The following is a 12,807-nucleotide window of genomic DNA, read 5'->3' as shown; positions in this document are numbered from 1 at the left end:
TTGAAGCGAGATAAAATCCCAAGTAAATATTGTTTACTTGGGACGTGATTTAGTCGCGATAGCGACTTTGTTCCTAGCGTGTCAAATATGATTGAGAGAGGAGCATGTTTTAATGGATGATGAGCAACTTTCTTATAGTCGATTAAGTCGTTATCAAAAGAAGCGTAAAAATACACGGTGGCTAATGATCTTTGTTGGGATCGGGTCTGTTTTAATCGTGATGCTTGTGATTGCACTTGTGATGTCGGGATCAGATGATGAACCGGCGATTGCAGAGCCAGATCAAGAAGTGCCTAATGAAGGTCTCGATGATGGAAATGATCTTGATGGTGAAAATGGTGGTCTAGATGACGATCCTGAACCTATAGATGACTTATCTGACTCTGGAGATGAAACAGATGAGGATGCTGTACCAGTTGAGCAGAACCCAGATGATTTTGCGTTAGAAACACTTTCGAGTGATGATGAAAATGTTATGTATGCCTATACGTCAACTTGGGGACCGATCCCAACTGTTCAGGAAGAACCACATGAAATCACCTGGGAGCAAAGTTCGGTTGACTGGAAAGAGATGATGAAAGCGGCTGAACTCGCAACAGGGATTAATGTCGATGAAATGTATTATTTATGGGTTTCGGGTAATGGTCCGCAAAGTGTGATCGCAACATTTTCTAATTCATCGATGGATGAGCATTTTCGAGTCTACATAACCTGGGTTGAAGGGCAAGGTTGGATGCCTGAACGAGTTGATGTATTATATACTCATGATGAGATGGATCGATTTGGATCGAATACAGTAGAAGATGAAGTTGACGGTGACGTTGAATAAGGGAGACGGTTATTGATGATTGGAATTATTGGCGCAATGGATCAAGAAGTAGCGCTTTTATTAGAGAAAATGGATGTGCAGACGAGAGAAACGATTGCAAACTGTTTATTTATTAAAGGAACACTACAAGGAAAAGAAATTGTTTTACTTAAATCAGGGATTGGTAAAGTGAATGCAGCGATGGCAACAACGATTTTACATGAAAAGTATCAGCCAACTGCTGTGATTAATACAGGTTCTGCTGGTGGGCTGGATTCGAGCTTATCGATTGGTGATATTGTCATTAGTGACCGCGTTGTCCATCATGATGTCGATGCAACTGCATTTGATTATCATTATGGACAAGTACCAGGCATGCCGTTTTATTACGAATCTGATCCAAAATTAATCCAGATCGTGGAGGCGACAATTCAAGCAATTGATCAAGTAGGGTGTAAGCAAGGGTTAATTGCGACAGGTGATTCATTTGTTCAAAAGCCTGAAGCTGTCAGTAAAATTAAAGCGAATTTCCCTGATGTGATTGCGGCTGAAATGGAAGCTGTGGCGATCGCGCAAGTCTGTCATCAATATCAAACGCCATTTGTTGTGATTCGTGCACTGTCGGATATTGCCGGCCAAGAATCAGCACAGTCATTTGATGAATTCATCGATCAAGCAGCTAAACACGCAGCCGAACTGATTATTAAAGTAGTCGAGCAATTATAAACCAAACAAAAATCCGGGTGGTTAGTCACTCGGATTTTAGCGTTTTTCTTGCCGATAATATTCATGAAACACTTTCATTAGCGCTCGTTTCTCAATTCTGGAAACATAACTCCTCGAAATTTTTAACTCTTTCGCAATTTCTTTTTGCGTACGCTCTTTCTCATTGTCAAGCCCATAGCGACTGATTAAAACGAGTTTTTCTCGATCATCAAGTACGGATAAATATTTATTAATTTTTGCTACTTCAAGATTTAACTGAATATATTCAATAATATCCTCATTATCTGCTTCTAAAATATCGAATAAACTAATTTCATTGCCTTCCTTATCTTGACCGATTGGGTCTTGTAAGTAAATGTCATTTCTAGATTTTTTCGTTGATCTTAAAAACATCAGGATTTCAATCTCACTGACAATAGAGGGGCGTAAAATATTGGTAATTATTTTAAGGTGATTACAGCCACAGAAATGTACCACTAGTGACATCTTTTTTACCACTCGATGACACAAAATGTAGCAGTGAATGACAAGGTGTTTACCAAACCATACCTCTTGTATAATTAATGGGCACACAAAAGTGTGACATTATTTATACAGGAGGTATTTTTGTATGATTCATTATCGAAGGATTTTGGAATTAAACGACGAAGGAATCAGTCTCAGAGGGATTGCAGCAAGTACAGCTAATTCCCGTCAAAAGGTGACAGAAATCATTCGTCTTGCCGAGAAGAAAGGATTAGTTTGTCCGTTAGAGGATGAAATGACGGATAAGTGGATTGAGGAGTTTCTTTTCCCTGAAAAGTCTTTAGAGGCCTCTGGAAGACAGCCATTGAACTTCGATTATATTCATTCGTACAAGTTAAATGTAGAAATTTCATAGTTTCATAGTTAACTTGTCCGAATACTTGACAGAGAACCAGTCCGCAAGGAGAAATAGCTATTTCCTGTGTCAACCTTGTCCGTTCCATTGTCTCATGAGCACGGTCTGAGGGAAAAGAAAAAGCGTAATAAAAAAGACGAAGTATTAAAATGGAGCTTTCTCCATCCTTCGTCCAAATCATATGATTGGGTAGTCCAAATAAGCAGGTAAGCACCTGTCAGCTATTATTTTTAAAGTAATCATTTAATGATTGATTTATCCTTTGGCCTCCTCAGTAAAGCAAGAGGTCAAACAGGTAAAACATAAAAGGGTGAGGAAGCCAAAGGCGACCATCTCCTATAGGAAATCCAAATAAATTCTCTAGCTGTCCGGATCAACTGGAAATTCTATCGGAAAGAGCTCTTAATATTATTATACGAGAAGATAGAAAATGAATCAGATGATCAAGGGTTAGAAATGTTTTTAAAAGCGACAGAATATTACTTAAACCAAGGTGAAGACGAGTTAACATTTGAAAATAAACAACATATTATTAGATCAGTTGTAAGAGAGGTAGTAATTTGCAAGGATGAGATCTCTATACATACTTTTTAGTATTTAAAATTCAGTTGAATAGAATAAGAGGATATTGATATGTATTAGATTCATTCGAGTTAAAAACCTATACTTAAAAAGATGGATGCAAAATAACCAGAATAGTCTTAAGAGAGAGAAACGTGGGAATGAGCATACTTTTGCTTAAGGTTTAAACAACGATAATAGTATTTAGTGATGACATACCAATTTGATGCTTACGCTTCTAAAGTCGTTTCATGTCAATATTTGTCGAACGATTATCCTACTAAATCACTTGAAAAAATGATAATATTTAATTATTAGAGAGAAAGGAGGTGCTTTTATGACTAATCTAGAAAGACTAGTTAATGATTTGCAAAGTGATTGGAATTTAATTGGGGAATTTTTTGATAACGCAGAAAATGTTTTCGAAGAATATAACCTGAATGACATTGAAAAGCAATCATTACGTTCGAGAAATCTTGAAGACTTGAATGCATTAGGTGTAAATGAGCAATTAGCAGTAGGTGCGTTATCGGGAGCTCATAGCAGTGGTTGTCATGCTCCAATATAAAATTTATTAAAAATAAAAAGTTGCTGTATTAAAGCGGCAACTTTTTATTACTCATTAAGAGGTGTAAAGATTTGATTTACAAATCAGGTGTGAGCAAATTTACTACGAATAGAAATAATACTTTTATTTTATATGTTTTGGAAGATATAAGTTCAGACATTTTAACTTTAGTATTAGAAAATATAGAAAATAAAAGTATAATAATAGAATTGAAAACTAGAGATGAGATATTAGGGGTAGGGTTTTATGCTGATAATGATTTTTATGTTATAAAGAAAGATAAAATAGAATTTTTCGATACTGCATCAGGGAAATTTAAAGCGGATTTTGAAATTAAAAAAAATGAGATTGTATATAAAGTAATATATATTAATGAAAATATAGTTTTAATATTAAATGAAAAACAAATAGATACTTTGTTTGTTTATATGTTTACCTTGAATAGCAGAATACTAATTTGTGCTTACAATTATAATGCTCGTAAGTGGAATGTTGAAAAAAATTTACATCGGGATATTTCCGAAGCAATATCAAACTTCAATATAATACAAAGTTACTATCCAAAAAAACTGCTAGATAAAAGATTCGGAAATGAACTGATTACAGAAAATATAAACGGAAGGACAATAATACATATTAAAAAGAGAGAGTCAACCTATTCAATTGATCTGAAAAAGTTTATTGTTCATGAAGCTTCTTTTTTTAGTGAGAAGATATTATTTTTGCTTATCAGTAATTATGATAATCCATCTACATTAATAAAATTTAACATAGAATTAAAAGTAGATCAATTAGAGGATTATATGTTTTCTTATCATAAAATCGAACACGTATTTTTGAAGAAGTATAATTTACCTTTTTTAAGATATTCATCTACGGATAATGCCAATAATAAAGTTATTGTGATGCTTCATGGAGGGCCCTACTATCATTCTGATTTTTCATATGATTATTTAACAAAGAAATTCATTGATTTAAACTATGATATCTATAAACCAAACTTCTATGGAAGTACCGGTTACACTATTAATTATCAGAAAATTTTAAAAAAAAATGCAGGAACTATTGATTTAGAACAAGTTCTGTCTTTTATTAAAATGATATATGAGAAGTATCCGAAAAAGAAAATTTATATACTTGGAGATAGTTATGGAGCATACTTGTGTTGTTTAATTGCATTTAGAAATGATTTTAGAGTGAAAAAAATAATTTGTACGAGTCCGTTTACTGATATTAGATTCCAAATGCTGTTTTCTAATTCTAAAAATCTAATAAATGAGCTGTTCACAATTAAAAAAATAAAGAGTATTAATCCGATAGATATAGCAGTGAAGAATGAACTAAAACAACCGTTAACAATCATTCATGGACTTGAGGACGAAAACTGTCCATATTTACAAATTGAAAATTTTAAAAAAGTTATTAACAAGAAAAATGGGCAAATTCTTAAGGTGAAATTCTTAAATTGGTATGGGCACTATCCAAAGAATAAAAAGGAGATATTAATGATCTCTAAATTAATATTAGAGGAGTTGTTTTAATGATTGATAAGTCATTGCTAAATAGGAATGTCTCTCCCGAAGTTATTACTGCTCTGAATAATTTCTTATCCTATAAAATACTAGAGAAAAATGAAGTATCGTTAGAATGGAAGTTTTTTTATGAGTTTATAATTAAATCATATGATCAAGAAAGAGAAGAGCGATATAGCGTCTCTGAATTAGGGTTTATTTTAAAGAAAAAGGAAATAAAACCGAGTATATATATAAATGCTTATGCACATAGCTTATATTCATTAGCACTTTATAATCAGAAAGATATATATGGTGAAGGTTTTAATATTTAAGGATAGAAGGGGTTTAATTATGTACAATAAAACATTACTAAGAAATGAATATGAAATGTTTTTGGATAAGTATAGATTTACAGATAGTAAACTAGGATCACATTGGTTATACTCTGAAAATTTCAATATGAAATGTATTCCGGAAAGTGGCTTTAAAATTCATGTCTCTTCAACAGTATTTAATGCTATTCATATACAAGAGGCATGTATTCCTTATTTAGAACAGAATAGTATACAATTTAAGGTGGTGAGAAAATTAAATTTGTTTGAATTACAAAACAGAGGGGTTTTTGGCTTTTCACAAATAGGAAAATTAATTACTATTTATCCAAGTGATTTCAATGAATTTAAGAAGGTAATTAATGATTTGTATTTAAAAACCAAACTTATTGAGGGAGTGAATATCCCATCTGATTTTAAGTATAGATCAAGTAAAGTGATTTTTTATAGGTATGGTGCATTTATTGATATTAAAAAAAATAATAAATACTATATGAAACTACCTAATGGAAATATTGTAGAGGATAAAAGAGATAAATCTATACCTCGTGACATTAATTTAGACTTTAGCGATTATAAAATAGATCGAGTGTTGGAATTGCCTAAGAGGTTTCTAATACTGGAAATTTTAAGGAAGAGAGGAAAAGGTGGAACCTACAAAGTATTAGATCTAAAGGATCGGAAGTTAAAAATAATGAAAGAAGGAACTTACTTAGGAGAACTAGAAGAAAGCGGTATTGACGGTTTAGATAGAGCATTATGGGAGTTTTATTTATTAGAATTATTTAATGAGCTTGATTATACACCAAATGTTTATGAGAAATTTTATGTTGAGAATAGTTTCTTTTTTATTCAAGAATTTAAAAAAGGACGAACTCTTGAAGATTTTTCTTTAAATAAATCAATTTCAAGAAAAGAAGCACAAAATATATTGTCTAAAATAGCGCATAAAATTATAGAATTAAATAGCCTATACGGAGTTATAATTAGAGATCTATCTATGACAAATATTTTAATCGATGAAAATTTAAATATATCTCTTATTGATTTTGAGTATGCTCATATTAATGAGCAAGGAGCGCCACCTGTTATTAAAATAGGTTCTCCTGGTTTTTATGATGAATCTACTAATGGAGTATCTATTAAAGATGATATATATAGTTTAGTTTGTATCTATTACTATTTATTAAATCCATCTAGTTATAAAAAACTAATAAATTCAAATATTGATCTATATAGGAGAAGTGTTAATTATACTAATAAAGATCTTTCTTCAATGAATAAAGAAGATATAAATATAATTGAAAAAGGTCTTAACTACGAAATAGAGAGTGTTTCAGAATTATTAAGTTTATTAAATGAAATGTTGGTGAAATAATATTATGAATGAAAATACAATTTTAAAAATAGAAGATGTATCAGTAATATACGAAAATGGAAAGGGTATCAGTAATTTTAACCTTAACTTTGATAAAGGAGACTTTGTAGCTCTTGTTGGTTCAAACGGAGCAGGAAAATCAACTTTAATTAATGCTATTTCAGGAATTCAGAAACTAAATAACGGAAGAATTGAATTTAACGACAAGTATATTACCTCTAAATATCCATACAATATATTAGGTTTTAGTCCGCAAAGTCAAGTTATAGATTGGTATTTAACTGTTGCTGATAATGTTAAGCTAGGGCTTCTTTTAGCTGGAAAAAAAACAAAAGAAGTACAGTCAATGGTAGATGAAGCTCTGGATATAGTCAACTTAAAAGGAAAGCAAGATTTATCAGTTGATCAACTTTCAGGTGGACAGCAACAAAGAGTACAAATAGCTAGAGCCATTGCTCATAACCCCTATTTTTACTTGTTAGACGAACCAACTACTGGTTTAGATGCGGAATCTTCAGAAAAATTTTTGAGGTATTTAAAGTCAAAGACTGAAAATGAAGAGTGCGCAGTCTTATTATCTTCTCACGATTTAACCTTATTAGAAAATTATTGTAAGAAAATGATATATATTGATCAAGGTGAAATTGTTTATTTTGGTAATATAAAAGACTTTGTTAATAATAATAGTAATAGAAAACGTTATATAGTTGAATATAATGGTGAGCTGGATAGTGAAGTTTTAAATGAGTTGAAGGTTATTGCTAAAGACGTAGTTATGATTGATGAAAATAATAATTTAGTTTTAGACTTAGACTTAGATGTCAATGTATCTTCATTAATATCTATTATTGAAAAAAATGTTAAGTTAATAAATATAAAAAACGAAAATATATCACTAAGAGATACGTATTTAAATATGAAAGGGAGAAGGTGATTTAAATTGTTAGTTAAAGAATTTAGGCAGAAAAGTAACTTGGGTATAAAAGGTATATTAATACTTTGTCAAATAGAGTTTAAAGCTTTTTGGAAAAATAAAAATATATTAGTATCCCAGATAGTACAGCCGATTATGTATTATATGTTCTTAGTGATGGGAATTGGAAGTACAATTGGAATGGTTAGTTTCGGGGAGATTGAAGTGCCTTACGAATTATATGCAATGGTTGGTGTTATGGGGCTTCTTATTACAAGTCAAATGACACAGACAATTTATAGGACTACAATTGATAAGAGGTGGGGACTACTCCCGTTAAAATTCTTAAGTGGAATTACCCCTACTTATTATATCCTTGGAATGTCTACATATCCTACAATAGGATTTGTTTTTCAAAGTACAATAGTTTATTTTTTAGCCTTGATTTCTGGGTTTGAAATTGTTTTTTTTAATTTTATTTTAGCATTAGTTATAGCTGTTATATCTTTGTTGTTTTGGACATCATTGGGTGTATTGATAACGGTATTTATTAATGATTATCAAAAAAGAGATACTATCATTGCAATGTTAATCTTACCGATTGGTTTTTCAGCCCCGACATTCTATTTAATTGATAATGTCCCTTTATATATAAATATTGTAGCTAGATTAAATCCTTTAACATACCAGATAACTGCCATTAGGTCTGTGCTGTTTAACGAAGTACAATACAATTTCTTATTTATTTCTGTAGTAATCACAATCATTTCCATTATAATAAGCACTATAGTATTAAGGCGGAGTAAACTTGTTGTAAAAGAAAGATAACAATGCTTCTTAATTTCTGTTTTTCTTAATCCTTATACTATTTAGATTCTAAAATCACTCTAAAACCCATTTCCTATGAGTAATTGACTTGATGACATCAGGTGTTAAAGAATTTATCGTTTCACAAAGAGTGTCTACTACCTTTTCAAGGGTTTGGAAGATTTGATTTGCAAAGCCTCTTTTTCTAATCTCTGCCCAAATCTGCTCAATCGGGTTCATTTCAGGTGTATATGGCGGAATATGCAGAATCATTATATTATCGGGAATCTCCAAACCTTAAGAGCGATGCCACATGGCGTTATCACAAATCAAAACAATGTATTTATTTGTGTAGACTTCCGATAATTCTTTTAGAAAAATGTTCATACAGTCTGTATTTGAATACGGCAGGACAAGAAAGAAGTCTTCGCCATTCTGTGGTGAGACAGCGCCGTAAGCGTATCTATACTCCCGCATGTGATGACTTGGAACATGCGGGCGTAACTTTAAGGGCGTCCAGCAAGATCTAGGTTTGGCTATTCGCCCAAAACCAGCTTCATCCTGGAACATGACGAGGCATTCGCGATTATCGCCGCTATCCCGTAAGCGCTTACTCACTTTTTTTATTTCGGAGTAAATTTTTTTGACGCTTCAATCGCTTGAGCGTCTGCCTTTTTGGGGTGACGTGGACGGGGCATCAGTTTACGCCAACCGTTTCTACGTAATAAAATGTAAAACCCTGAAAGATCAGTCGTTTTCCCAACTTGTTTTTGATAAGCCCTATGCATATCAGCGACAGTAACGACCTGACCTTTGTCCGTTGCTTCGGTAAACTGAGCGAGAAAGTCAGTTTCTTGTTTTGGTGTCATATAGCGGTTATTGCTTGTCCGTTTATCTGACACCAACGCTTCTAAACCTTCATCCAGATATTTTTTTGTCAGGACACTGATCTGCGAATTTGACATTTTCGTCACAGAAGCGACCTCTTTAACCGACATGCCTTCTGCACGGAGAAGGACCACGTGAATCCGTTTATGAAAAGTCTTGTATTTCTTGTTTTTATAAGCGTTAATAAGTTCATCTATTTGGTTTTGGGTGAATGTGCAATTGTCTTTTTTTCATAAGACTATTTTAACATATTTAGGGTCAAATTGACATCGTTTTTTAGATTATTATTAGTATCATATGTCACTAGCATTGCATAAATTGTTAAAGAATAGTCAAGAAAAACACAAATGATAATAAAGAAAGATGACCAAAAATAAAGCCACTCAATCTAGGCTAATGCGCTTTAAATAGGGTGGCTCTCCAATTTTTACAAAAGGATGCCACCTTGGGCAATCTATCGTGTTATCCGAGTCAATTTAAACTCGGATTTTAACGTTTCTCTTGCCGATAATATTCATGAAACACTTTCATTAGCGCTCGTTTCTCAATTCTGGAAACATAACTCCTCGAAATTTTTAACTCTTTCGCAATTTCTTTTTGCGTACGCTCTTTCTCATTGTCAAGCCCATAGCGACTGATTAAAACGAGTTTTTCTCGATCATCAAGTACGGATAAATATTTATTAATTTTTGCTACTTCAAGATTTAATTGAATGTATTCAATAATGTCTTCGTTATCCGCTTCTAAAATATCAAATAAACTAATTTCGTTACCTTCCTTATCTTGACCGATCGGATCCTGTAAAGAAATATCATTTTTTGATTTTTTTGTTGACCTCAAAAACATCAAAATTTCATTTTCGATACATCTTGCTGCGTATGTAGCAAGTTTAGTTCCTCGATCAGGTGAAAAGCTTTCAATCCCTTTAATTAAACCGATCGTACCGATTGAGATGAGATCTTCATTATCCTCACCTGTATTATCAAATTTCTTTACAAGATGGGCAACTAATCTTAAATTATGTTCGATAAGTTTGTTGCGAGCTTCGAAGTCACCGGATAACATTTTTTGAATGTATTTTGCTTCATCTTTAGGGCTTAGAGGTTGGGGGAAAGCATGATTTTTCACGTAAGAAACAAAAAAAAGCGCATCTTTAATTAATACTGAAAGTGCACTGAGGATGGTTGACATTTTTTCACCTCCACAAATTTAGGCTCAAGCCTATATCGTCACTGTATGAAATGTGGAGGGGAAAAGTGTCTGTCCAATTCTTTTTTATAAAAACGATTCTTGTTTTCAACGACTCGAGGGCGTAATAAGATGGGCTAATGATCGATTATAAATTTCTTGTTCGATTAAGCGAATAAAATCTTCATTTAATTTTAATTCAACTGCTTTCTCATAACATTCAATTAATAAGTCATCAGTTAAACTTCCCATTTCTAATACCTCCTATTTAGTCTGAATCACTATTATATTCCATATGCTTACTTTATCATTTTTTTACATACGACACAAGTTGCTTTTTATCTACAAAAGCTGTGCAAAACCTGTAGATAAGTTGTGAATAACTTAAATTAACTCAAGTTTAATACTTATATAGTAGTGTTTAAGTTGTGAATAAAGTTATCAACAGATGCGGAAGTTAGCGAAATTTGTCGAACGATTCTTTCGAATAAATGGCTAGATGACTAACATATATTAATCATTCGGTGTTTTTAATAAAAATATTTTGAAACTAACGGTTAAATTGTTTATGATGGTAAGGTAAAACAATATCGTGAGATTAATTGAGGTGGACAGTTCTTGTTGAAATTATTTTTACCAGATCAATATGTGAAGAGTATTTTTGAAATTAGACCGGAAAAATTGAAAGCAAATGGGATTAAAGGTGTGATTACTGATCTTGATAATACACTTGTAGCGTGGGATGTTGCACATGCAACAGAAGAGGTACATAAATGGTTTAAAGAGATGGAGGATCATGGGATTGTTGTCACGATTATTTCTAATAATAATCGTGAGCGTGTCGAGCTCTTTTCTATGCCACTAAATCGGCCGTTTGTTTATTTAGCTAAAAAACCACTTAAACGTGCATTTATCAAAGCTGCTAAAGAGATGAACCTTAATCGTGATGAGGTTGTTGTGATTGGGGATCAAGTGTTAACTGACGTATTAGGTGGGAATCGAGCTGGATTTTCAACGATTTTAGTTGTGCCAATTGTTGAAACAGATGATAAAATTACGCGATTTAATCGTAAAATCGAACGACGAATTTTAAATAAATTGAAGAAACAGGGGTTAATCGAATGGGAAAATTAACAGAACAGTTTTATTGTCAAGGATGTGGTGTGCCAATTCAAACGGAAGATAAGGAGCAAGCAGGATTTGTTCCTGCTTCAGCACTCGAACATGAGACGGTTATTTGTCAGCGTTGTTTCCGATTGAAAAATTATAATGAAGTTCAAGATGTGCCTTACACAGATGATGATTTTTTACAAATGATTAGTCAAATTGGTGAAACAAACAGTTTAATTGTAAAAATGATTGACATTTTTGATTTTAATGGCAGTTTTATTCGTGGTTTGCACCGTTTAACTGGGAATAATCGAGTCATTATCATTGGGAATAAGGTTGATTTACTACCTAAGTCAACAAATTTAAACCGAGTGATCCAGTGGATTAAAAAAGAAGCTGCTGATCTTGGAGTGACTGTGCAAGATGTCTATTTAATCTCAGCGAAAACAGGTCAAGGTTTTGATCAGGTTAAACAGGCGATTGATTTTCATCGTCAAGGGCAAGATGTTTATGTTGTCGGCAGTACGAATGTTGGTAAGTCAACGTTTATAAATTATTTAATTAATGATTCAGTTGGCACGAAAGATGCGATTACAACATCTTATTTCCCTGGGACAACACTGGGCTTTATCGATATTCCACTTGATCAACACTCGTCATTATACGATACGCCTGGTGTCGTTAATCGTGGACAATTGACACACTATTTAGCTAAAGAAGATGTTAAATATATTACGCCAAATAAAGAAATAAAACCACGTGTTTATCAGTTAAATAGTCAACAAACGCTTTATATTGGTGGTCTGGCTCGATTTGATTTTATTAAAGGTGAGCGTCAATCTTTCACCTGTTACTTTCCGAATAAAATTGAATTGCATCGGACAAAACTTGAAAAGGCGGATCAATTGTACCAAGATCATTTAGGTGGCTTATTAACTCCACCAAGTCAGGCAACTGCTGATCAATATCCGAACTTAGTTGAACAAACAATTAAGGTGAGTGGTGATCGAATTGACCTTGTTTTTCCTGGGCTTGGCTGGATTGCATTATCAGGTGAACCTGCGACTATCGCTGTGCATAGTCCAGCTGATGTTCCTGTTTCAAAACGAAAAGCAATTATTTAAAGTCGGAGGT

General features: G+C 32.7%; 14 protein-coding genes and 2 pseudogenes. 11 read left to right on the top strand and 5 right to left on the bottom strand.

The window, feature by feature from the left end; all coding sequences use genetic code 11:
* Positions 1–112 precede the first annotated feature (112 nt).
* A complete protein-coding gene (locus ABD814_RS09630) occupies positions 113–829 on the top strand; it encodes a YrrS family protein (RefSeq protein ID WP_344912614.1) in 717 nt (238 codons plus the stop codon).
* Positions 830–841: 12 nt separating this feature from the next.
* Complete coding sequence (gene mtnN, locus ABD814_RS09625; RefSeq protein WP_344912612.1) at positions 842–1,534, top strand: 5'-methylthioadenosine/S-adenosylhomocysteine nucleosidase; 693 nt, start codon at positions 842–844, stop codon at positions 1,532–1,534.
* A gap of 36 nt (positions 1,535–1,570) precedes the next feature.
* On the opposite strand, the pseudogene ABD814_RS09620 reads toward mtnN, so the two are convergent.
* A pseudogene (locus ABD814_RS09620) lies at positions 1,571–1,942 on the bottom strand (sigma factor-like helix-turn-helix DNA-binding protein); the annotation flags it as partial.
* A gap of 202 nt (positions 1,943–2,144) precedes the next feature.
* On the opposite strand from ABD814_RS09620, the gene ABD814_RS09615 reads away from it, so the two are divergent.
* The 7 genes from ABD814_RS09615 to ABD814_RS09585 all read left to right on the top strand — a co-directional run bounded on the left by ABD814_RS09615 (position 2,145) and on the right by ABD814_RS09585 (position 8,508).
* Positions 2,145–2,414 carry a hypothetical protein gene (locus ABD814_RS09615; protein WP_344912610.1) on the top strand — a complete coding sequence of 90 codons (270 nt, stop codon included), beginning with the start codon at positions 2,145–2,147 and terminating at the stop codon, positions 2,412–2,414.
* 898 nt (positions 2,415–3,312) lie between these two features.
* Positions 3,313–3,543, top strand: a complete 231-nt coding sequence (locus ABD814_RS09610; RefSeq protein WP_344912609.1) for a hypothetical protein — start codon at positions 3,313–3,315, stop codon at positions 3,541–3,543.
* Between the two features lie 71 nt (positions 3,544–3,614).
* Positions 3,615–5,084 carry an alpha/beta hydrolase family protein gene (locus tag ABD814_RS09605; protein ID WP_344912607.1) on the top strand — a complete coding sequence of 490 codons (1,470 nt, stop codon included), beginning with the start codon at positions 3,615–3,617 and terminating at the stop codon, positions 5,082–5,084.
* Positions 5,084–5,389, top strand: coding sequence for a hypothetical protein (locus ABD814_RS09600; protein ID WP_344912605.1), 306 nt, complete (start codon positions 5,084–5,086; stop codon positions 5,387–5,389). The genes ABD814_RS09605 and ABD814_RS09600 overlap by 1 nt, the downstream gene beginning before the upstream one ends.
* A gap of 19 nt (positions 5,390–5,408) precedes the next feature.
* The gene (locus ABD814_RS09595) at positions 5,409–6,767 is read left to right on the top strand and encodes a class III lanthionine synthetase LanKC N-terminal domain-containing protein (protein ID WP_344912603.1); all 1,359 of its coding nucleotides are present in this window, start codon (positions 5,409–5,411) and stop codon (positions 6,765–6,767) included.
* A gap of 4 nt (positions 6,768–6,771) precedes the next feature.
* Positions 6,772–7,701 carry a metal ABC transporter ATP-binding protein gene (locus ABD814_RS09590; protein ID WP_344912601.1) on the top strand — a complete coding sequence of 310 codons (930 nt, stop codon included), beginning with the start codon at positions 6,772–6,774 and terminating at the stop codon, positions 7,699–7,701.
* Between the two features lie 6 nt (positions 7,702–7,707).
* On the top strand, positions 7,708–8,508 hold the full coding sequence (locus ABD814_RS09585) for an ABC transporter permease (RefSeq protein ID WP_344912599.1): 801 nt from the start codon (positions 7,708–7,710) through the stop codon (positions 8,506–8,508).
* A gap of 54 nt (positions 8,509–8,562) precedes the next feature.
* On the opposite strand, the pseudogene ABD814_RS09580 reads toward ABD814_RS09585, so the two are convergent.
* From ABD814_RS09580 to ABD814_RS09565, 4 genes and pseudogenes are all read right to left on the bottom strand, one after another.
* A pseudogene (locus ABD814_RS09580) lies at positions 8,563–9,057 on the bottom strand (IS630 family transposase).
* 53 nt (positions 9,058–9,110) lie between these two features.
* On the bottom strand, positions 9,111–9,509 hold the full coding sequence (locus tag ABD814_RS09575; protein ID WP_344912597.1) for a helix-turn-helix domain-containing protein: 399 nt from the start codon (positions 9,507–9,509) through the stop codon (positions 9,111–9,113).
* A 355-nt stretch (positions 9,510–9,864) separates the two neighbouring features.
* A complete protein-coding gene (gene sigK, locus ABD814_RS09570) occupies positions 9,865–10,566 on the bottom strand; it encodes an RNA polymerase sporulation sigma factor SigK (RefSeq protein ID WP_344912596.1) in 702 nt (233 codons plus the stop codon).
* Positions 10,567–10,671: 105 nt separating this feature from the next.
* Positions 10,672–10,815 (bottom strand): sporulation histidine kinase inhibitor Sda, encoded by a 144-nt coding sequence (locus ABD814_RS09565; protein WP_344912595.1) that lies wholly within the window; start codon positions 10,813–10,815, stop codon positions 10,672–10,674.
* Positions 10,816–11,181: 366 nt separating this feature from the next.
* Here ABD814_RS09565 and ABD814_RS09560 point away from each other — a divergent pair, with 366 nt between their 5' ends.
* Positions 11,182–11,697 carry a YqeG family HAD IIIA-type phosphatase gene (locus tag ABD814_RS09560; RefSeq protein ID WP_344912592.1) on the top strand — a complete coding sequence of 172 codons (516 nt, stop codon included), beginning with the start codon at positions 11,182–11,184 and terminating at the stop codon, positions 11,695–11,697.
* A complete protein-coding gene (gene yqeH, locus ABD814_RS09555) occupies positions 11,685–12,797 on the top strand; it encodes a ribosome biogenesis GTPase YqeH (RefSeq protein ID WP_344912589.1) in 1,113 nt (370 codons plus the stop codon). The genes ABD814_RS09560 and yqeH overlap by 13 nt, the downstream gene beginning before the upstream one ends.
* The last annotated feature ends 10 nt before the right edge of the window (positions 12,798–12,807 follow it).

The sequence above is a fragment of the Amphibacillus indicireducens genome (assembly GCF_039539605.1).
GTDB classification, from domain to species: domain Bacteria; phylum Bacillota; class Bacilli; order Bacillales; family Amphibacillaceae; genus Amphibacillus; species Amphibacillus indicireducens.
The sequence above is the reverse complement of the archived record's forward strand: the minus strand, read 5'-3'. Positions and strand labels throughout refer to the sequence as shown.

Bases quoted from the DNA above. Each gene is read 5' to 3' on its own strand.
- ABD814_RS09595 (WP_344912603.1), top strand. From the start codon at position 5,409: ATGTACAATAAAACATTACTAAGAAATGAATATGAAATGTTTTTGGAT.
- ABD814_RS09615 (WP_344912610.1), top strand. From the start codon at position 2,145: ATGATTCATTATCGAAGGATTTTGGAATTAAACGACGAAGGAATCAGT.
- ABD814_RS09565 (WP_344912595.1), bottom strand. From the start codon at position 10,815: ATGGGAAGTTTAACTGATGACTTATTAATTGAATGTTATGAGAAAGCA.
- ABD814_RS09600 (WP_344912605.1), top strand. From the start codon at position 5,084: ATGATTGATAAGTCATTGCTAAATAGGAATGTCTCTCCCGAAGTTATT.
- yqeH (WP_344912589.1), top strand. From the start codon at position 11,685: ATGGGAAAATTAACAGAACAGTTTTATTGTCAAGGATGTGGTGTGCCA.
- sigK (WP_344912596.1), bottom strand. From the start codon at position 10,566: ATGTCAACCATCCTCAGTGCACTTTCAGTATTAATTAAAGATGCGCTT.
- ABD814_RS09630 (WP_344912614.1), top strand. From the start codon at position 113: ATGGATGATGAGCAACTTTCTTATAGTCGATTAAGTCGTTATCAAAAG.
- ABD814_RS09610 (WP_344912609.1), top strand. From the start codon at position 3,313: ATGACTAATCTAGAAAGACTAGTTAATGATTTGCAAAGTGATTGGAAT.
- ABD814_RS09590 (WP_344912601.1), top strand. From the start codon at position 6,772: ATGAATGAAAATACAATTTTAAAAATAGAAGATGTATCAGTAATATAC.